Here is a 17,979-nt window from a genome sequence, read left to right as displayed (position 1 = left end):
ATCGTCGTCCGATGCGCAGCTACCAGCCGGACCTGACCCCGCCGTGGAAGAAGTCCGCCCCCGCCCCCGAGGTGCCCGCCGACCCGGATCTGGTCGTGGAGGACGTCGCCACCGGCTTCTGCGGTGCCGTGATCCGGTGCGAGAAGACGGCCGAGGGCCCGACGGTGACCCTGGAGGACCGGTTCGGCAAGCACCGGGTCTTCCCGATGGCGCCGCGCGGCTTCCTGCTGGAGGGCCGGGTCGTCACGCTGGTGCGCCCGTCGGCGGGCGGCCCGGCCCGCCCCGCCCGTACGGCCTCCGGCTCGGTGGCCGTTCCCGGCGCGCGGGCCCGGGTGGCGCGGGCCGGACGCATCTACGTGGAGGGCCGGCACGACGCCGAGCTGGTGGAGCGGGTCTGGGGCGACGACCTGCGGATCGAGGGCGTGGTCGTGGAGTACCTGGAGGGCATCGACGACCTCCCCGCGATCGTGCGCGAGTTCTCGCCGGGCCCGGACGCGCGTCTGGGAGTGCTGGTCGACCATCTCGTACCGGGCTCCAAGGAGTCCCGGATCGCGGCGCAGATCTCGGACGGGAACGTCCTGGTGGTCGGCCACCCGTACATCGACGTGTGGGAGGCCGTGAAGCCGTCGTCCGTCGGGATCCCCGGGTGGCCGGTGGTGCCGCGCGGGCAGGACTGGAAGACGGGCGTGTGCCGGTCGCTGGGGTGGCCGGAGAACACGGGTGCGGCGTGGCAGCGGATCCTGTCGACGGTCCGCTCCTACCGGGACCTGGAGCCGGAGCTGCTGGGCCGGGTGGAGGAGCTGATCGATTTCGTGACGGCGCCGTCCACTTCCAGCCCATGAGTGACCGGGCCCGGCACACGTCCAGCCCCGCCGGCGCTTGAGGAGCGGGGTCCGGGGCGGAGCCCCGGCTACGGGAAGGGGCGGGTAGGGGAACAGGCCCGCCGCAGGCGCCACCCCCGCCACGCGACACGCACCACGCGCCCCCTCAGTCCACCAGGTCCCTCACCACCGCATCCGCCAGCAACCGCCCCCGCAGGGTCAGCACCGCCCGCCCCTCCCCGTACGGCCCCGGCTCCAGCAGCCCGTCGTCCACCGCCCGCCCCGCCGCCGCAAGCCCCGCCGGGGCGAGCAGCGACAGCGGGCAGCCGTCGACGAGCCGCAGCTCCAGCAGGATGCGCTCGACGCGCCGGTCCTCCGCGGAGAGGATCTCGCGGCCCGCGCCGGGCGAGCGCCCCTCGGCCAGCGCCTGCGCGTACGCCCCCGGGTGCTTCACGTTCCACCAGCGCACGCCGCCGACGTGGCTGTGCGCGCCGGGTCCGGCGCCCCACCAGTCGGCGCCGCGCCAGTACAGCTCGTTGTGCAGGCAGCGGCCCTCGGGGGTCCGGGCCCAGTTCGACACCTCGTACCAGGAGAAGCCGGCCGCGGCCATCGCCTCGTCCGCGATGAGATAGCGGTCGGCGTGCGCGTCGTCGTCCGTCATCGGGATCTCGCCGCGCTTGATCCGGCGGGCCAGCTGGGTGCCCTCCTCGACGATCAGGGCGTACGCCGACACATGGTCGGGCCCGGCGCCGATCGCCGCGTCGAGGGAGGCGCGCCAGTCGTCGTCGGACTCGCCCGGGGTGCCGTAGATCAGGTCGAGGTTGACGTGATCGAAGCCGGCCGCCCTCGCCTCGGCGACACACGCTTCGGGCCGGCCGGGCGTGTGGGTGCGGTCGAGGATCTTCAGGACGTGCTGCCGGGCGCTCTGCATCCCGAAGGAGATCCGGTTGAAGCCGCCCTCGCGCAGCTCCGCGAGATAGGCGGGTCCGACGGACTCCGGGTTCGCCTCGGTGGTGATCTCGGCGTCGTCCGCGAGCCCGAACTCCTCGCGGATCGCGGCCAGCATCCGGACCAGATCGGCGGCGGCCAGCAGCGTCGGCGTGCCGCCTCCGACGAAGACCGTACGGACCTGGCGGGGGTCGTCGCCGAGGACCTTGCGGGCCTGGCGGACCTCACCGATGAGATGGGAGGCGTAGTTGTCCCGGGAGGCCAGCGCACCACCGGAGCCGCGCAGCTCGGTAGCGGTGTAGGTGTTGAAGTCGCAGTAGCCGCAGCGGGTCGCGCAGTACGGCACGTGCAGATAGAAGCCGAGCGGGCGTTCGGCGGCGCCTTCCAGGGCATGGCGGGGCAGCGCCCCGTCGTCGGGCACGGGCTCACCATCGGGCAGTACGGAAGGCATACCGTCCATTGTCGCGCGCCGCCCGGCAACCGGACGCCACGCCCGGGACGGGGCTACTGGGCCTGGAGGACCAGCAGCGCCAGATCGTCGTCCGGCGGGCGCTCGGCGAAGGCGTGCACGGCGTGCTTGATGCGGTCCGCGATCCCCTCCGCGGTCAGCCCGGCGCAGCCGGAGAGCGCCTGCGCCAGCCCGTCGCCGTCGTCGAACATCAGCGGCCCCGAGCGCCGTTCCGTGACCCCGTCGGTGACGCACAGGAGGCTGTCGCCGGGGGCCAGGTCGAAGCTCTGGGTCTCGTACACCGCGTCGTCCATGACGCCGAGAAGCAGCTGGGGCTCGGCGGCCGGGCGCACCGTGCCGTCGGGGCGCAGCAGCAGCGGCAGCGGGTGCCCCGCGCTGACCAGGGTGCAGCGGGCGCCGCCGCCGGGCAGCGGCACGAGCTCCCCGTACAGCAGGGAGAGGAACCGGGACTGTCCGCTGTCCGCCGAGTGCTGGCCTCCGGCGGCGGCGACCATGAGCGCGGCCGCCTCGGCAGCCTCCATCGCGTCGTCGAGGAGCAGCCGGTTGAGGCGGACCAGGACCTCGTCGGCCTGGAAGCCCTCCCGGGCCAGCAGCCGCAGCCAGGGGCGGGCCAGTCCGGTCACGACGGCCGCTTCGGGGCCGCTGCCCTGGACGTCGCCGAGGACGAAGCACCAGCGATCGTTGGGGCACGGGAAGATGTCGTAGAAGTCACCCCCGACGACCCCGTCGTCGCTGGGTTCGTAGACGAGGGAGCTGACGACGCCCGGTATGTCGGCGACCTTGCTGGGCAGCAGTCCGCGTTGAAGGATGCGGCTGATGGTGGCCTGCCGGGTGTAGGCGCGGGCCGCGCCCACGGCGAGGCCGACCCTGCGGACGAAGTCCTCGATCAGGGCGGTGACCTCGTCGGGGACGCGGGCGATGCCTTCGCGGCCGAGGAGTACGGCGCCGAGGGTGCGGCCGCCCGAGGTGATCCGGTAGGCGAGGGCGACGCCTTCGGTCCCGTCCGGCTGACCGCCGTCCTCGGCGCTGCCGGGCCACGGCATAGAGACGGGTCCGGTGCCGACCCGCTCGGGGAGACGGAGCGGGTCGCCCTCCAGGAGGGTGCGCAGTGGCTGGATGCGGGTCTCGTCGACGTGCCAGACCTTGGCGAGCCGCGGGACGGCCGCGCGGCCCGCTGTCTCGGGCTCCAGCCAGATCGCGCACCAGTCGGCGAGCCGGGGCACGAGTAACTGTCCGGCGAGCGCGGCCACGATGTCCTCGTCGAGCTGGCCGGCCAGCAGGTCCGAGGCCTCGGCGAGGAAGGACAGCGCGCCGCGCCCCGCCCAGTCCGCGTCGTCGCGCAGGGCACGGCGGGCGGTGGGGGCGAGGAGTTCGGCGGCGCGCAGTCCGCGCTGGAATCCGGCCTCGGGGCGGGCGTCGGGGAAGGGGTTCCAGTCGTCGACGGGGAGCCGGGCCCAGACGGTCTTGAGGCCGGTGCGGTAGGTGATGCCCCAGCGTTCGGCGAGGGTGGCGACGAGTTCCAGGCCGCGCCCGTACTCGGCGGGCTCCCCCGGTGCGTCGGAGCCGTCGGTGCCGGTTTCGGGGCGGTCGCTGCGCACGGCGCGGGTCGGGTGGTGGTCGGAGACCTCCAGGACGAGCGCGGAGGACTCGTCCTCGGTCGCCTCCTCCAGCCGGAAGAGCAGTTCGACGTTGGTCCCGGCGTGCACGACGGCGTTGGTGACGAGTTCGCTGACGATGACCGCCGCGTCGTCGGACAGCCGCTCGCTGAAGCCGACGGCCGCGGGCAGCCCGAGCCCGCTCCACTCGGCGAGCGCCGCCGCGACGAACCGCCGGGCCGCGGAGGGCGCGAGCAGGTTCCCGGGCAGGCTCGTCCGGGCGACGGGCTGTGCGCCCGTGGACGCGCCAGTGGTTCCGGGACGCTGCACGATGTCCCGCTGCAAGGGAATGGACCCCACAGGGCGGCTCCTGACCTGTTCTCGCTCTGCCTGTTCTCCGTCTCCGCCTGTTCTCCGTTGAGACGGACCCTCTATGCGCCGCTGACGACACGGACAGAGTGACAGATCGGCCCTTCGCATACGCGTCGAGTTACCGAAGTGCCTGGAGAACGCCGGCACCCGGCCCCGCACGGGATGCGGGGGCCGGGTGCCGGGAACAGGCCGGAAGGCCGGACGCTACGCCTCGCGGGAGCCCGCGTACATGTCGTCGATCAGGTCCTTGTACGCCCGCTCGACGACCGGCCGCTTCAGTTTGAGGCTGGGGGTGACCTCGCCGTGCTCGATGTCGAGGTCGCGCGGGAGCAGCCGGAACTGCTTGATGGTCTGCCAGCGCTGCAGTCCCTCGTTGAGGCGCTTCACGTAGCCGTCGATGAGCTCGACGGTCCGCGGGGATGCCACGACGTCCGCGTACGACTTCCCCTCCATGCCGTTCTCGGCGGCCCAGTCGAGGATGGTCGGCTCGTCGAGGGCGATGAGCGCGGTGCAGAAGTTACGGTCCGCGCCGTGCACCAGGATGTTGGAGACGAACGGGCAGACCGCCTTGAACTGGCCCTCGACCTCGGCCGGCGCGATGTACTTGCCGCCGGACGTCTTGATCAGGTCCTTCTTGCGGTCGGTGATCCGCAGGTAGCCGTCCACGGACAGCTCTCCGATGTCGCCGGTGTGGAACCAGCCGTCGTCCTCCAGCACCTCGGACGTCTTCTCCGGCAGCCCCTGGTAGCCCTGCATCACGCCGGGGCTGCGCAGGAGGATCTCGCCGTCGTCGGCGATCCGGACCTCGGTGCCGGGGAGCGGCTTGCCGACGGTGCCGGTGCGGTAGGCCTCGCCCGGGTTGACGAAGGAGGCCGCGCTCGTCTCGGTGAGGCCGTAGCCCTCCAGGATGTGGATGCCGGCGCCGGCGAAGAAGAAGCCGATATCGGGGGCAAGAGCGGCGGAGCCGGAGATACAGGCGCGGAGCCGGCCGCCGAAGGCCTCGCGGATCTTGGCGAAGACGAGGGCGTCGGCCACCTTGTGCTTGGCGCCGAGCGCGAAGGGCACGGAGGCGGTGCCGGTGCGCCGGAAGTTGTCCTGGGAGACCTTCGCGTACTCGCGGGCGACCCCGGCCGCCCAGAGGAAGATCTTGTACTTGGCCCCGCCACCGGCGCGGGCCTTGGCCGCGACACCGTTGTAGACCTTCTCGAAGATCCGGGGGACGGCCGCCATGTACGTCGGCTGGACGATGGGCAGGTTCTCGATGATCTTGTCGACCCGGCCGTCGACGGCGGTGACGTGCCCCACCTCGATCTGGCCGGAGGTGAGGACCTTGCCGAAGACGTGCGCGAGCGGCAGCCAGAGGTACTGGACGTCGTCCTTGGTGATCAGCCCGGTGGCGATGGTGGCCTTGGCCATGTACGACCAGTTGTCGTGCGGCAGCCGTACACCCTTGGGGCGGCCGGTGGTGCCCGACGTGTAGATGAGGGTCGCGAGCTGGTCGGCGGTGATCGCGTCGACCCGCTCGGTGATCGCGGCCGGGTTCTTGGCCAGGTGCTCGGCGCCCAGGGTCTCCAGGTCGGCCAGCGTGAGCACCCAGCCCTCCGGGTCGCCCTCGGCCGGTCCAACGCCCTCGGCGTCGATGACGACGACGTGCGCGAGGTTCGGCAGCTCGGCGCGGCGCTCGCGGGCCTTGGCCAGCTGTGCGGCGTCCTCGGCGATCAGCACCCGGCTCTCGGAGTCGGAGAGGATGAACGCCGACTCCTCGGTGTTCGTCGAGGGGTAGATCGTGGTGGTCGCGGCGCCCGCGCACATGACCCCGAGGTCGGCCAGGATCCATTCGACCCGGGTGCTCGCGGCGAGCGCGACGCGCTCCTCCGGCTGCACGCCCAGTGCGATCAGCCCGGCCGCCACGGCGTAGACCCGTTCGGCGGCCTGCCCCCAGCTGAGCGACTTCCACTCGTCGGGACCCTGACCGGCGGCCGCGGGGACGGGGTAGCGGTAGGCCTCCCCGTCCGGGGTGGCTGCCACCCGGTCGATGAAGAGGGTCGCCACGGAGGGCGGACGGTTCTCGATCATGGTCTGTGTGTCGCTCACGACATCCTCCGGGCCTGCGGCAGTGCTTCACGACGGGCTGCTGGTTGCGGTGCGCTCTCCGCTTGGGTTTGCGTGCTTGATCCTGCTTGTTTAACTGGCGAGTAACTACGAAGCCGTGATCAGAGTAAAGCGCCCGCGCGCCCCGCGTAAGAGGCAACGGGACCCCGCTTCATAACGAACGGGCCCCCGCGGCGCAGCGTTCTGCGATGCGGGGACCCGTTCATCTACCGGCCGGTAGGCGTGGTGGGGCGAAGCTCCGTGCCGCTTCTCGCCCCACGCCTCCGTACTACTTCTTGGCCTTGGTCTCCCCGGCGGACTCGTCGGTCGACAGCACGGAGATGAACGCGTCCTGCGGCACCTCCACGTTGCCGACCATCTTCATCCGCTTCTTGCCTTCCTTCTGCTTCTCCAGCAGCTTCCGCTTACGGGAGATGTCACCGCCGTAGCACTTGGCGAGAACGTCCTTGCGGATGGCGCGGACGGTCTCACGGGCGATGACCCGGGAGCCGATGGCCGCCTGGATCGGCACCTCGAAGTTCTGCCGCGGGATGAGCTTCTGCAGCTTGGCGACGAGCCGGACGCCGTACGCGTACGCCTTGTCCTTGTGCGTGACCGCGGAGAAGGCGTCGACCTTGTCGCCGTGCAGCAGGATGTCGACCTTGACGAGCTCGGCGGACTGCTCGCCGGTGGGCTCGTAGTCGAGTGAGGCGTAACCCCGCGTCTTGGACTTCAGCTGGTCGAAGAAGTCGAAGACGATCTCGGCGAGCGGCAGGGTGTAGCGGATCTCGACGCGGTCCTCGGAGAGGTAGTCCATGCCGAGGAGCGTGCCGCGGCGCTGCTGGCAGAGCTCCATGATCGCGCCGATGAACTCGCTGGGCGCCAGGACCGTGGCCCGGACGACCGGCTCGTGCACCTTGTCGATCTTGCCCTCGGGGAATTCACTCGGGTTGGTGACGACGTGCTCGCTGCCGTCCTCCATCTCGACGCGGTAGACCACGTTGGGGGCGGTCGCGATGAGTTCGAGACCGAACTCGCGCTCCAGCCGCTCGCGGACCACGTCGAGGTGGAGCAGACCGAGGAAGCCGACGCGGAAACCGAAGCCGAGCGCCGCGGAGGTCTCCGGCTCGTACACCAGGGCGGCGTCGTTGAGCTGGAGCTTGTCCAGGGCCTCGCGCAGGTCCGGGTAGTCCGATCCGTCCAGCGGGTACAGACCCGAGAACACCATCGGCTTGGGGTCCTTGTAGCCGCCCAGCGCCTCGGTCGCCCCCTTGTTCAGGGAGGTGATCGTGTCACCGACCTTGGACTGCCGGACGTCCTTCACGCCGGTGATGATGTAGCCGACCTCACCGACGCCGATGCCGTCGGACGGGGTCATCTCCGGGGAGGAGACACCGATCTCCAGCAGCTCGTGGGTGGCTCCGGTCGACATCATCCGGATGCGCTCGCGCTTGTTCAGCTGGCCGTCGACGACTCGGACGTAGGTGACCACTCCGCGGTACGCGTCGTAGACCGAGTCGAAGATCATCGCGCGGGCCGGGGCGTCGGCCTTGCCGACGGGCGCCGGGACGTCCCGGACCACCCGGTCCAGCAGCGCGTCCACGCCGACGCCGGTCTTCGCGGAGACCTTGAGGACGTCCTCGGGCTGGCAGCCGATGAGGTTGGCCAGCTCCTCGGAGAACTTCTCGGGCTGGGCGGCCGGCAGGTCGATCTTGTTGAGGACCGGGACGATGGTGAGGTCGTTCTCCATCGCCAGGTAGAGGTTGGCCAGCGTCTGGGCCTCGATACCCTGCGCGGCGTCGACCAGCAGGACCGTGCCCTCACAGGCGGCGAGCGAACGGGAGACCTCGTAGGTGAAGTCGACGTGTCCCGGGGTGTCGATCATGTTGAGGACGTGGGTGCTGCCCTGGCCCTCACCGGTCGTGGGCGCCCAGGGCAGTCGGACCGCCTGGGACTTGATGGTGATGCCACGCTCGCGCTCGATGTCCATCCGGTCGAGGTACTGAGCGCGCATCTGCCGCTGGTCGACCACACCGGTCAGCTGGAGCATCCGGTCGGCAAGGGTCGACTTGCCGTGGTCGATGTGCGCGATGATGCAGAAATTGCGGATCAGCGCCGGGTCGGTACGGCTCGGCTCGGGCACGTGGAGAGGAGTCGCGGGCACGCAGGGTCCTGATTCTTGAGACGCCGAACGCCGTGTCTCGGGTCGATGTCGGGTCGGTCGGATCTGTACGTAGCCTCCATCGTCCCACGCCTGCGGGCCGAAGACCGGTTTGGGCCGGTCGGAGGGCGACTGGTACCGTGGGCAGCTGTGCCTCGTGGCCCTTGGGCCGCAGGACACACACCGAAGATCCAACGAACCTGAAAAGGCTCTGTCGTGGCGAACATCAAGTCCCAGATCAAGCGGAACAAGACGAACGAGAAGGCGCGCCTGCGCAACAAGGCCGTCAAGTCCTCGCTCAAGACCTCGATCCGCAAGGCCCGCGAGGCCGTCGTTGCAGGCGACGTCGAGAAGGCCACCGTGGCCGTTCGCGACGCTTCCCGCGCTCTCGACAAGGCTGTCTCGAAGGGTGTCATCCACAAGAACGCCGCCGCCAACAAGAAGTCGGCGCTGGCCACCAAGGTTGCCACCCTCCAGGGCTGAGCATTCTGATGTGATCGCCGGAACGGACCAAGCGGGCCCTCTCTCCCGCTCCTGACCGGCACCCCGCGCCGCACACCGAACCTGCGTTCGCCACGCGGGTGCGGCGCACCAAGCGCAAAGCGAAGGCCCCGGCCATCCCCCTCCCCAGGGGGACGACCGGGGCCTTCGGCATGCGCGGGCGAGAGCGGTGCTCCCGTACAAATCCAGCCCGTCCGGCGATTGAGGACACCACGGCCCACCGGGCGACCCCGCACCAGCCGCCCACCACCCCGCCGAGGCGCTACCGCCCCGTCCGCGCGGCCCGCGCCACCGCGACCACGGCCTTCTCCAGCGCGTACTCCGGGTCGTCCCCGCCGCCCTTGACGCCCGCGTCCGCGTCCGCGACCGCCCGCAGCGCCACCGCCACCCCGTCCGGCGTCCACCCGCGCATCTGCTGGCGCACCCGGTCGATCTTCCATGGGGGCATGCCCAGCTCACGGGCGAGATCCGCCGGCCGCCCCCCGCGTGCCGACGAGAGCTTGCCGATCGCCCGCACCCCCTGCGCGAGCGCGCTGGTGATCAGGACAGGGGCCACGCCCGTCGACAGCGACCAGCGCAGGGCCTCCAGGGCCTCCGCCGCCCGCCCCTCGACCGCACGGTCGGCGACCGTGAAGCTCGACGCCTCCGCGCGGCCCGTGTAGTAGCGCCCGACGACGGCTTCGTCGATCGTGCCCTCGACGTCCGCGACAAGCTGTGAGGCCGCGCTCGCCAGCTCGCGCAGATCACTGCCGATGGAGTCGACCAGCGCCTGGCACGCCTCGGGGGTCGCGGAGCGTCCCAGCGTCCGGAACTCGCCCCGTACGAAGGAGAGGCGCTCGGCGGGCTTGGTGGTCTTCGGACACGCGACCTCCCGCGCCCCGGCCTTGCGCGCCGCGTCGAGCAGCGCCTTGCCCTTGGCACCGCCCGCGTGCAGCAGCATGAGGGTGATCTCCTCGACCGGGTCGTCGAGATACTTCTTGACGTCCTTGACCGTGTCGGCGGAGAGATCCTGCGCGTTGCGCACGATCACCACCTTGCGCTCGGCGAAGAGCGAAGGGCTCGTCAGCTCGGCGAGAGTGCCCGGCTGGAGCTGGTCGGAGGTGAGATCCCGGACGTCCGTGTCGGCGTCGGAGGCCCGGGCCGCCGCCACCACCTGTTGCACGGCGCGGTCCAGGAGCAGGTCCTCCTGCCCCACGGCGAGCGTGAGGGGGGCGAGCGGATCGTCGGTGGAATTCCTTCTGGTGGCCATCGCGGTCCAGCATCCCACGGGCCACTGACAGCCGGGCTGCGGCCGGGGCACTTCGGCACGTACCCGAGAATGGACGGGTGAGCGATGTGAGACATGTACTGGTGCTGCCCGACCGCGATGCCGCGGAGGAGGCGGCCGGAGAGCTGACCGACCGGTTCGGGGTCGCCGAGGAACCGCAGCTCGTACGCGACGCGCTGGCCGGCGAGGACGACGCCGAGGACGCCCAGTGGCTGGTGGTCGTGGAGGATCCGGACCGGCGCCTGGACTCCGCGGCGCTCGATGCGTTCGCCGCGGAGTACGAGGGCTGGCTGGAGGCTCCGTAGGGCCCGGGCCCGGGGCGGCCGCCTCGGGCGCCGCCCCGAAGCCCGAAGTCAGGCCTTCGGAACGATCTGGATGTCCATGTCGATGGAGATGCTGGAGCCGACCGCGGCGATGCCGCGGGCCAGCATCGTCTGCCAGGTGAGGGTGAAGTCCTCACGGTGCAGCTCGGTGGTGGCGCGGCAGGCGGCACGGGTCTCGCCCTCCAGGCCGTTGCCGATGCCGAGGTACTGGGTGTCCAGCGTCACCGTGCGGCTCACACCGTGCAGGGTGAGCGCGCCGCTCACACCCCAGCGGGTGCCACCCCGGTGGACGAAGCGTTCGCTGTAGAACTCCAGCGTGGGATAGCGGCCCACGTCGAGGAAGTCGCCCGAGCGCAGGTGGTCGTCGCGCATCTGGACGTTCGTGTCGATCGACGCGGCATCGATGATCACGTGCATGGCCGAGTTCTCCATGCGGTCGGCGATCCGGACCGCACCGGCGAAGTTGTTGAACCGGCCGTGGATGCGGGCCATCCCTATGTGCCGGGCCGTGAAACCGATCTGGGAGTGCATCGGCTCGATCTCCCACTCGCCCGGGTCGGGCAGCTGGGGGGGTGCGGAGACCTGCAGGGTCACATCACCCAGCCCTGCGTGAACGCCCTCGGAGACCGCGGTCGAACCATGGAACGGGGTGAACCCCTCGGCCGTGACAGCCAGCCGGTACTCCCCCGCCGGCACCGTGGCGAGGACGTTGCCGAACGGGTCCGTCTCCCCGCCGACGACCTTGCGTCCCGCAGCGTCCGTGACGACGAACTCGGCGTGCTGCACTGCCTCGTTGACCGGGTCGAGTACCCGGCAGCTGAGGACACCCGCGGAGTCCGGTACGGCAAGTCCGGCGAGGGCGTTGCCGCGTACGGCACCCGTCTCACCCTTGTTTCCGAGCCAACGGCCGAACATCTCCACGCACTCCCGGGGGCGGTTTCACCTCGGGCCGAAGGACTGGACGTCGTTGTCGGAACAGCGGCCCGCCGACGATCATGCATTCGATCACCCTTGTGGCGTTCGAGGCAAACAGAGCGGCTCGCAAGGGCTTGGGTGGAGGTGTTACCGAAGGTCCGAATTGCTCGTTCCGTTTGTGTGTGTCACCCATTCGACGCAGAAACGCCGACCCCGCCTTCGGGGGGAAGCCGGTCGAGATGCACTCCGAAGTGCTCGCGATAGGCGGCGAGCACCTCCTCGTCGCTTCCCAGCCGCGTCTCGTGGCGCTCCGTACCCACCGTCGTGAGGAGCCGGCGGCCCTTGAGCGTGATCCGCCCGGTGGCCGTGAACCGCGAGCAGACCGGCGACCGGGTGAAGCCCGAATCGGGTGAGGTCCGGTGGTACCAGGCCCCGGCCCGGAAGTCGTCCAGCACCCGGGGCCGTGGGTCCAGACGGAACTGGGGCGCGCCGTCCTGCAACACATCGACCTCCCCGTAGTCCTCACCGTCCTCGGCGGGGACCTGCGCGATCCGGAAGATGCCGCGCGGGTCCACCTGGTCCGCACGGTCGTCGAGCACGAGCGGATTCTGGGCATAGTCGCCGAAGCCGACATCGGCGAGCCAGGGACCGGTGCCGTCGTCCGTCTCCACCCGCAACGCCATGTGGTCGTAGGGGATCCCGAGCCGCCCCGCTTCACCGTGAACCCGCCCCTGGAGCAGCGTGACGCGGAAACCGAGCGACCGCAGCAGTACGGCGAAGGCGCCGTTGAGTTCGTAGCAGAACCCCCCTCGGCGGCGCGCCACGATCTTGTCGAGGAGCGACTTCTCCTCCAGCACGATGTCCTCGCCGAGGTGGATCGAGAGGTTCTCGAAGGGCACGGTGGCGAGGTGGCGCACCTGCAGCTCGCGCAACGCCTCGGCATCGGGGCGGGCCGGCCGAGTGGCGCCGATGCGTTCCAGGTAGGCGTCGATGGTCTGAGGCAGGTGTGGGTCCATGAGGGCAGTCTGTCCCGGCGGACGGCACCGCGCCCTGAGCCGATGGTCCTAGGACCGGCGGCGGAGGCGTGGCGCAGGGCGTATTCACTAGCGTGCGGGACATGACGAATCGGGAGCCGGCGCGCAGCCGCGAACAGCGCAAGCAGGATGTGCTCGATCACCTGGAGAAGGACACGGACGCCTGGGTGTCGACCGCCTCGGCCGAAGGAGTACCGACTCTGGTGCCTCTTTCGTTCGTGTGGGACCGGGAGACCTTGCTGATGGCCACCCGGCGCACCAACCCGACAGCAGTCAACGTGACGCCGGACGGGCAGGCCCGGATCGCGCTGGGCCCCACCCGCGATGTGGTCCTCATCGAGGCGACGGCGGAGCTCATCGAGGGTGCGGACCTTTCCGCGGAGTCGGGCGACGCCTTCGCCTCGAAGCTCGGCTGGGACCTGCGGGGCCGTTCCGCCTGGGTGTACCTGCGTTTCACGCCGTACGCGGTCAGGGCGTGGCGGGAGGAGAACGAGCTGGCCGGCCGTGAACTGATGGCCGACGGACGGTGGCTGGAGTGAACGCCCGGTCATGACCGCCCCACCGCCCGCAATCCCGCCCCGGCACCCGTCACCGCGATCGCACCGTCCCGGTCCGTGCGGAGGACCACCGCTCCCCCGGATCTGAGCGCCTCCACCGTCCGCGCGGCAGGATGCCCGTACGGGTTGTCCCGGCCCACACTCACCAGTGCGAGCCTCGGACGCGCGCTGCGGAGCAGTGCCGCGTCCTGGTGCGCGGATCCATGGTGGGCGACCTTGAGCACATCCACCCTCGGCAACGCGGGAAGACTGCGCAACAGGCCTTGCTGGGAAGGAGGTTCGAGGTCACCGAGGAGCAGCAGCGTGATCCCTCCGGCCCGTACGAGCAGGGTGACGCTGGCGTCGTTCGGTTCCTCCGGTACGGGACCGGCGGCCGGGCCCGCCGCGGTGGCCGGGCCTCCCGGCGGCCACAGCACCTGCCAGGTGAGTGCTCCGATCCGGCGCCGCTCACCGAAGGCGGCGCCTGCCACGGGGATGCCGGCCGCCGCGGCCGTTCTCCTGACGAACTCGGCCTGTTCCGGGGGTTCGTCCAGGCTCGTCGTCTGGATCGCGCCCACCGTTCTGCCCCGCAGTACTCCGGTCAGGCCTCGCACGTGGTCGGCGTGGAAGTGGGTGAGCAGCAGCAGCGGGATGCGGGTGACGGCCAGGTCGCGCAGGCACCGGTCGGCGAGCCGGGGGTCGGGTCCGGCGTCGACGACCACACCCGCGCCCGGCCCCGCCGCGAGCACCAGGGCGTCTCCCTGCCCGACGTCGCACATCGCGAACGCCCAGCCGGGCGGCGGCCACCCGGTCAGCACCCAGGTCAGCGGCACCGGCCGGAGCACCGCGAGAACGAGCAGCAGCGCGGCGGCCGAACAGAGCCAGGGATGGCGCCCGATGCGCCGCGCGAACAGCACCAGAAGCACGGTCAGTGCGGCCAGCAGCAGCGCCCCCGGCCGGCCGTCGGGCCAGTCGGCCTCCGCGCCGGGGAGAGCGGCTCCGGTCCGGGCGACGGAGGCGATCCACCCCGCCGGCCACCCCGCCACCCGGGCGAGCAGTTCGGCCCCCGGCATGGTCACCGGAGCCAGGGCCAGCACGGCGAACCCGAGCACCGTGGCAGGCGCCACCGCGAACTCGGCCAGCAGATTGCACGGGATCGCCACCAGACTCACCCGGGAGGCGAGCAGCACCACGACGGGCGAGCACACGGCCTGCGCCGAGGCCGCCGCGGCCAGCGCCTCCGCCAACCGCGGTGGCACCCGCCGCCGTTGCAGCGCCTCGCTCCACCGCGGGGCCAGGGTCAGGAGGGCGCCGGTGGCAAGCACCGAAAGAACGAAGCCGTAACTGCGCGCCAGCCACGGGTCGTAGAGCACCAGCACCAGAACTGCGGCGGCCAGCGCGGGAATCAGCGATCTGCGCCGCCCGGTGCCGATGGCCAGCAGCGTGATCAGACCGCAGGCCGCGGCCCGCAGCACGCTCGGTTCCGGCCGGCATACGAGCACGAAGGCGAGAGTGAGTCCGCCACCGAGCAGAGCGGTCCCCCGCAGGGAGATCCCCCACGCGGGTGCCAGTCCGCGGCGTTCGACGCGCAGGGCGCTGCCGGGCGGTCCGATGAGCAGGACGAGCAGGATCGCCAGGTTGGCGCCCGATACCGCCATGAGGTGGGTGAGGTCGGTCGCCCGGAACGCCTCGTGCAGTTCCGGTGTGACGCGGGTGGTGTCGCCGACGACCAGCCCGGGCAGGAGCGCTCGCGCATCGGGGCCGAGGTCTTCCGTCGCCGTGCGCAGGCCTGCGCGCAATCCGCCCGCCGTGCGCTGAAGTCGGGAGGGCGGGCGGATGACGTGGGGCGGCCCCTTTCCCTCGGCGCGCAGCACGGCGGTGGCCCGTTCCCCTCCGCGCAGTGGCGGGGCCAGCCGGCCGCTGATGCGCAGCCGCGTGGAGGGAAGCAGTTGCTGCCACTGCTCGGCAGCACCTTCGGGTGTGACGATGACCAGCACCGGCGTACGCAGCCGGACGGCTGTGCCACCGGGTCTCGTCAGCCGGACGATCTCCGCGTCCAGGAGCAGGGAGACGGGGGTGCTGTGGTCGCCGCGCACCCGGGGTGAGGTGCGGCGGGCATCGGAGGTCAGGGTGATCTCCGCGTCGATGCGCGCGAACTGTCCGGCCAGCCCGGGCACGGGCCCCTGCCGCGCATCGGCCCTGTGCAGACCGGCGGAGGCCGCTCCGGCCGCCGCGCAGAGCAGCACCGCGGCAACGGCCGTGGTGTGCAGCCGCCATCGGCCGGCGCCGCCGATCTCCTCATGTTCCGTCCGCACCGCGAATGCCATGCGGAAGGGCGGGAAGCCGGGTACGGCCAGGAGGACCATGGCTGCGCCGAGGCAGAGCACCACACCCGCCGCCACCCAGTGACCGGGCGCGTCCAGGGCCGGTGCGGCACCCGCCCAGGCCGCCAGGGCCGGCGGGACCAGCCGCAGGTCGACCGGCCCTTCCTGTCGCGGGTGGGCGCTCCCCAGCCGACGGCCCGATGCCGTGTGGACGTCCTGGGCAGTCACGGTCGCACCAGCGGCTGAAGATCGGTGAACCGGCGGTCGCCGATGCCGTTGACGTCGCGGAGCTCGTCCACGGAGCGGAAACCTCCGTGCCGGGTGCGGTAGTCGACGATGTGCTGGGCGAGGACCGGGCCGACGCCCGGCAGGGTGTCGAGCTGTTCCACCGTCGCGGTGTTGAGGCTCACCGGCCCGACGGCGGCGGTCGGGCCGGCGCCACCTCCCGTACCGCCTGCGGCAGTCGGGCCGGGCGGGGCGCCCACGATGATCTGTTCCCCGTCCATCAGGACCCGGGCCCGGTTGAGGCTGTCGAGGTCCACGCCCGGCCGGGCCCCGCCCGCCACTCGCAGCGCGTCAGCAACCCTGGCTCCGGCCGGCAACCGGTGGATCCCGGGCTGCCTCACCTTCCCGCTCACGTCCACCACGACCTGCCCGCCCGGCCCGGTGGCGGGTGGCGTCCCGGGAGACGGCTCCGGCGTGCCGGCCCCGCCCGTGTCTCCGTCCGCCTCACCGTCCACCGCTTCCGTCTCCGCCACGGGCGCGTGCGCGGCCTCACCGACACGCTCCGGAGCACCTACGGATGCGGGGCGCGCGGACCAGAAGTGCATCGCGGCGAACACGGCTGCCGCGACCAGGACGACGGTGAGCGCGGCCAGGGCCTTCGGCTCCAGGCCGCACCTGAGCTGGAGCCACACCGGGAGTCGCTCCCGCAGGGCGGGAAGGGCCCGCCGCAGCCAATCCGCGGACACCGGGCCGGGGACCGGAACCGGGCCCACCGATGGGGCCGGCGCGTCCGCCATCGCGGACACGGACGGTGGCGACGCGGATGCGAACCCAGGCGGAGGTGGGGACGCAGACGCAGGCGCAGACGCAGACGCAGACGCAGACGCAGACGCAGACGCAGACGGGGAAGGAGGCGCAGGCGCAGGCGGGGAAGGGGACGCAGATGTGGACGCAGACGTTGAAGGGTGAGAGTCCGTCGGCGGCCGCGCCGCGATCGCCGTATGCGCCGCCATGGCCGACCCGGCCGCCGGCGAACCCGCGCCCACCCCCACCACCGGCCGCGCGACCCGCCCCCCGTAGCCGCCTGCCATCAGCGCGTCCGCGCGGCTGCGCGAAGCTGCGGCCGCGGCGGTACGCCCCCTCGCCCGCCGCCGTCGGCCCGGCCCGGTGCCCGCACCGCTCCGGGCACGACCGTCCGAGACCGGAACGCGCCCCGGTCCGCTACCGGGTCCGCCTACCCCGCCGAAACGGCCGATGCCGATGCCGATGCCGCTGACACGTCCGTCGCTGTCGGCGCGACTGACGCGGCCGGCACCGGCACGATTGGTTGCACGATGTGATCGGGAAGCCATGCCTCATGACGCTAGGCACTTCTTCCAGAACCCGCTGAGGACGCCCAATTCCGGTGGAAAACCGGACCGTTGTGCATAACTCCACCACTCCGAAGAGTGAGGTCAGCGAGGCGAAATCACCGCTCCCAGCAGCCCGGGGCCGGTGTGTGCGCCGATCACCGCACCCACCTCGCTGACATGCAGGTCGACCAGGCCCGGAACCCGCTCGCGCAGCCGCTCGGCCAGCCGTTCGGCCCGCTCCGGGGCCGCGAGGTGATGCACCGCGATGTCCACCTGCCCGCTGCCCGCCCGCTCGGCGACGATCTCCTCCAGCCGGGCAATGGCCTTCGAGGCCGTCCGCACCTTCTCCAGCAGTTCGATCCGGCCGCCGTCCAGCTGAAGCAGCGGTTTCACGGCGAGGGCCGAACCGAGCAGGGCCTGCGCGGCGCCGATCCGGCCGCCGCGGCGCAGATAGTCCAGGGTGTCGACGTAGAAGTAGGCCGATGTGCCCGCAGCCCGCTTTTCGGCGGCGGCCACCGCTTCGTCCTGGCTGCCGCCCGCCTCCGCGGTCTCCGCCGCGGCCAGGGCGCAGAACCCGAGGGCCATGGCGACCATCCCGGTGTCCACCACGCGCACCGGAACCGGCGCATCCTTCGCTGCGAGGAGGGCCGCGTCGTACGTGCCGGAGAACTCCGCCGACAGATGCAGCGAGACGATGGCGCTCGCTCCCGCGTCGGCGGCTGCGCGGTAGGCGGCGGCGAAGACCTCGGGGCTGGGCCGCGAAGTCGTCACGGAACGGCGCTTCTGCAGGGCCAGTGCGAGGGAGCGGGCCGAGATCTCGGTGCCCTCCTCCAGCGCCTGGTCGCCGAGAACGACGGTCAGCGGCACTGCGGTGATGCCATGCCGTTCCATCGCCTGGGGCGGCAGGTAGGCCGTTGAATCGGTGATGATCGCGACATGGCGGGACATGAGCGGGAGATTACCTGCCGGGGAGGCGGCCCTGCAGTCCGACCCCGAGCGAATGATCAGTTCCGGTCGCTTCGAAGCGCATCCTGCCATCCCCGTT

At 71.7% G+C, this 17,979-nt stretch carries 14 protein-coding genes; 4 read left to right on the top strand and 10 right to left on the bottom strand.

What is annotated here, in order from left to right; all coding sequences use genetic code 11:
- Positions 1–11 precede the first annotated feature (11 nt).
- A complete protein-coding gene (locus OG912_RS24040) occupies positions 12–842 on the top strand; it encodes a DUF3097 domain-containing protein (protein ID WP_327711198.1) in 831 nt (276 codons plus the stop codon).
- Positions 843–987: 145 nt separating this feature from the next.
- Here the strand turns inward: OG912_RS24040 and hemW are convergent, their stop codons facing one another.
- From hemW to lepA, 4 genes are all read right to left on the bottom strand, one after another.
- Positions 988–2,220 carry a radical SAM family heme chaperone HemW gene (hemW, locus tag OG912_RS24035; protein WP_327711197.1) on the bottom strand — a complete coding sequence of 411 codons (1,233 nt, stop codon included), beginning with the start codon at positions 2,218–2,220 and terminating at the stop codon, positions 988–990.
- Between the two features lie 53 nt (positions 2,221–2,273).
- Positions 2,274–4,178, bottom strand: a complete 1,905-nt coding sequence (locus tag OG912_RS24030; RefSeq protein WP_327713525.1) for an ATP-binding SpoIIE family protein phosphatase — start codon at positions 4,176–4,178, stop codon at positions 2,274–2,276.
- Positions 4,179–4,409: 231 nt separating this feature from the next.
- Complete coding sequence (locus OG912_RS24025; protein ID WP_327711196.1) at positions 4,410–6,299, bottom strand: AMP-dependent synthetase/ligase; 1,890 nt, start codon at positions 6,297–6,299, stop codon at positions 4,410–4,412.
- A 286-nt stretch (positions 6,300–6,585) separates the two neighbouring features.
- Complete coding sequence (lepA, locus tag OG912_RS24020) at positions 6,586–8,460, bottom strand: translation elongation factor 4 (RefSeq protein ID WP_326736134.1); 1,875 nt, start codon at positions 8,458–8,460, stop codon at positions 6,586–6,588.
- 213 nt (positions 8,461–8,673) lie between these two features.
- Here lepA and rpsT point away from each other — a divergent pair, with 213 nt between their 5' ends.
- Positions 8,674–8,940, top strand: coding sequence for a 30S ribosomal protein S20 (gene rpsT / locus OG912_RS24015; RefSeq protein ID WP_136325190.1), 267 nt, complete (start codon positions 8,674–8,676; stop codon positions 8,938–8,940).
- A 280-nt stretch (positions 8,941–9,220) separates the two neighbouring features.
- Here rpsT and holA read toward each other — a convergent pair whose 3' ends face one another.
- Complete coding sequence (holA, locus tag OG912_RS24010) at positions 9,221–10,207, bottom strand: DNA polymerase III subunit delta (RefSeq protein ID WP_327711195.1); 987 nt, start codon at positions 10,205–10,207, stop codon at positions 9,221–9,223.
- 77 nt (positions 10,208–10,284) lie between these two features.
- Between holA and OG912_RS24005 the strand changes: the two genes are divergently transcribed.
- Positions 10,285–10,530, top strand: a complete 246-nt coding sequence (locus tag OG912_RS24005) for a hypothetical protein (protein ID WP_326736136.1) — start codon at positions 10,285–10,287, stop codon at positions 10,528–10,530.
- A gap of 48 nt (positions 10,531–10,578) precedes the next feature.
- Here the strand turns inward: OG912_RS24005 and OG912_RS24000 are convergent, their stop codons facing one another.
- Together OG912_RS24000 and OG912_RS23995 are read right to left on the bottom strand one after the other, a co-directional pair.
- Positions 10,579–11,463, bottom strand: a complete 885-nt coding sequence (locus OG912_RS24000; protein WP_327711194.1) for a YceI family protein — start codon at positions 11,461–11,463, stop codon at positions 10,579–10,581.
- Positions 11,464–11,648: 185 nt separating this feature from the next.
- Entirely contained in the window at positions 11,649–12,479 is an 831-nt protein-coding gene (locus OG912_RS23995; protein ID WP_327711193.1) for an arylamine N-acetyltransferase family protein, read from the bottom strand.
- Between the two features lie 101 nt (positions 12,480–12,580).
- Between OG912_RS23995 and OG912_RS23990 the strand changes: the two genes are divergently transcribed.
- Positions 12,581–13,036 (top strand): pyridoxamine 5'-phosphate oxidase family protein, encoded by a 456-nt coding sequence (locus tag OG912_RS23990; protein WP_327711192.1) that lies wholly within the window; start codon positions 12,581–12,583, stop codon positions 13,034–13,036.
- A gap of 8 nt (positions 13,037–13,044) precedes the next feature.
- Here the strand turns inward: OG912_RS23990 and OG912_RS23985 are convergent, their stop codons facing one another.
- The 3 genes from OG912_RS23985 to OG912_RS23975 form a co-directional block, all read right to left on the bottom strand.
- Positions 13,045–15,585: a ComEC/Rec2 family competence protein gene (locus OG912_RS23985; protein WP_327711191.1), complete on the bottom strand. Its 2,541-nt coding sequence runs from the start codon at positions 15,583–15,585 to the stop codon at positions 13,045–13,047.
- Complete coding sequence (locus tag OG912_RS23980; RefSeq protein WP_443061013.1) at positions 15,582–16,328, bottom strand: helix-hairpin-helix domain-containing protein; 747 nt, start codon at positions 16,326–16,328, stop codon at positions 15,582–15,584. Before OG912_RS23980 ends, OG912_RS23985 begins: the two co-directional genes overlap by 4 nt.
- A 708-nt stretch (positions 16,329–17,036) precedes the next feature.
- Positions 17,037–17,882 carry a DegV family protein gene (locus tag OG912_RS23975; RefSeq protein ID WP_326736141.1) on the bottom strand — a complete coding sequence of 282 codons (846 nt, stop codon included), beginning with the start codon at positions 17,880–17,882 and terminating at the stop codon, positions 17,037–17,039.
- Positions 17,883–17,979 lie beyond the last annotated feature (97 nt).

It is taken from the genome of Streptomyces sp. NBC_00464, assembly GCF_036013915.1.
Taxonomy (GTDB): domain Bacteria; phylum Actinomycetota; class Actinomycetes; order Streptomycetales; family Streptomycetaceae; genus Streptomyces.
This window is presented reverse-complemented; position numbering and strand designations above follow the sequence as displayed.

What these genes read in the sequence shown, in the direction of transcription:
- OG912_RS24040 (WP_327711198.1), top strand. Translation starts at nt 12, where the DNA reads ATGCGCAGCTACCAGCCGGACCTGACCCCGCCGTGGAAGAAGTCCGCC.
- hemW (WP_327711197.1), bottom strand. Translation starts at nt 2,220, where the DNA reads ATGCCTTCCGTACTGCCCGATGGTGAGCCCGTGCCCGACGACGGGGCG.
- holA (WP_327711195.1), bottom strand. Translation starts at nt 10,207, where the DNA reads ATGGCCACCAGAAGGAATTCCACCGACGATCCGCTCGCCCCCCTCACG.
- OG912_RS24000 (WP_327711194.1), bottom strand. Translation starts at nt 11,463, where the DNA reads ATGTTCGGCCGTTGGCTCGGAAACAAGGGTGAGACGGGTGCCGTACGC.
- OG912_RS23995 (WP_327711193.1), bottom strand. Translation starts at nt 12,479, where the DNA reads ATGGACCCACACCTGCCTCAGACCATCGACGCCTACCTGGAACGCATC.
- OG912_RS23990 (WP_327711192.1), top strand. Translation starts at nt 12,581, where the DNA reads ATGACGAATCGGGAGCCGGCGCGCAGCCGCGAACAGCGCAAGCAGGAT.
- OG912_RS23975 (WP_326736141.1), bottom strand. Translation starts at nt 17,882, where the DNA reads ATGTCCCGCCATGTCGCGATCATCACCGATTCAACGGCCTACCTGCCG.